This is a genomic window from Flavobacterium anhuiense (assembly GCF_004151235.1).
GTDB classification, from domain to species: Bacteria; Bacteroidota; Bacteroidia; order Flavobacteriales; family Flavobacteriaceae; genus Flavobacterium; species Flavobacterium anhuiense_A.
On the sequence record NZ_JUIV01000042.1, the window covers coordinates 1 to 1,305 of the forward strand.

General features: G+C 34.9%; 2 protein-coding genes. One reads left to right on the plus strand and one right to left on the minus strand.

The features are described 5' to 3' along the window. Positions 1-505: 505 nt before the first annotated feature. Positions 506-865: a hypothetical protein gene (locus NU08_RS22170; protein WP_129749197.1), complete on the plus strand. Its 360-nt coding sequence runs from the start codon at positions 506-508 to the stop codon at positions 863-865. Between the two features lie 244 nt (positions 866-1,109). On the opposite strand, the gene NU08_RS22465 is transcribed toward NU08_RS22170, so the two are convergent. Beyond that, the coding region (locus NU08_RS22465; RefSeq protein WP_207214092.1) for a hypothetical protein at positions 1,110-1,305 on the minus strand (196 nt) is incomplete at its 5' end.

The following is a 1,305-nucleotide window of genomic DNA, read 5'->3' on the forward strand; positions in this document are numbered from 1 at the left end:
GCAAAAGTAGTGCCTTTTTCCGCTTTTCCAACACTTTTCCAACACTTTTCCCAGACTTTTTTCAATCTTTTTTCCCGCCAATCCCTAACCTTCTCATAACGCGGAGTTTACATTTCGGATATTTTTCACAGAACGTAAGGCTTTTCTTCGTTACCCCCGGAATCGGGCTGTTTTGCCGCAAAGGCGCTAGGGCGCGAAGCCTGTTTTTTCCGCTTTTCGGCCCCTAAAGACGCCAAGCTTTACAAAAAATCTTCATCTGGAAACCGGTGCCATAGCCCCGATAGAAGCGGAAATCCTTTTGCTTTTTTCTTTAAAACACAAACAGATCTGAACATCTTTCTATCCAAAATTTAAAATAACATCCATCAATAAAGAAATTGCTACTTGTTTTTGCATTTTTTTACAAAACCAAAACATGACAGTTATCCAATATCCAGAAACATCTTCACAGAAAAAAAGACCAGTTTTATCAATTCATAATTAACCTCAAAAGTAAAGATAAACAATGCAGAAAAATATTTGTCAAAAATTAATTGCAAAAATTATTTTAGACACCTTCATACCTAATCAGACTATACCATATTTTTTTGAGAAAAGCATTATCCAGGCTTACGGAAATACAAGCATCAAAAAAGAACACTCCCTCCATTCAGAAGAATCCCGCATAAATAAAACATTATTAACCAAAAGAAATTTAATTCAAAAGAGTCTAAATAAAATTCAAAAAAAATTACCATACACATTGTCTTCAAAAACAACAAGCAGTAAATATTTAAGCACACTAATAGAGAGCTTCCTTCGAGTCAGACTGCCCGCTAAATCTTTTACAAAAAAAGCTTTAGAAGTGCAACATTTAGCAAAATGATACGTCTTATATCCCTAACGCGATCCTGTATAAAGAAGAGTTTATTTTTCAAAAGAAATTCTAATTCTAAAACTTAGGGACAAAATTCCAAACTCAAAGAATTAAAAATTCTCAGCTTCAATTACACCTCAATAAACTTTGCAAACTTTACCACTTTGCAAGGACTACAAAATAAAACTCATTGCACTCTTTTCAGCTAAATCCTAATGTGGATCTCCATACAGCTTTACATACTTCATAACTCTCAAGAAGAATCATCGACTAAGTTCTCTGCGGTTAAATTTTCAAAGCAAACCTGCCAGAAAGCAGAAAATCCTGCCCGACAAATCGAGAAGGACTTAAAAGAAAGGCGACGGCCCCATAGTTGCCGTGTCTCCCACACGGCTTCAATATTATTTTCCAAAAACAAAAAAATCCCCATCAGATTAATGATGAGGATT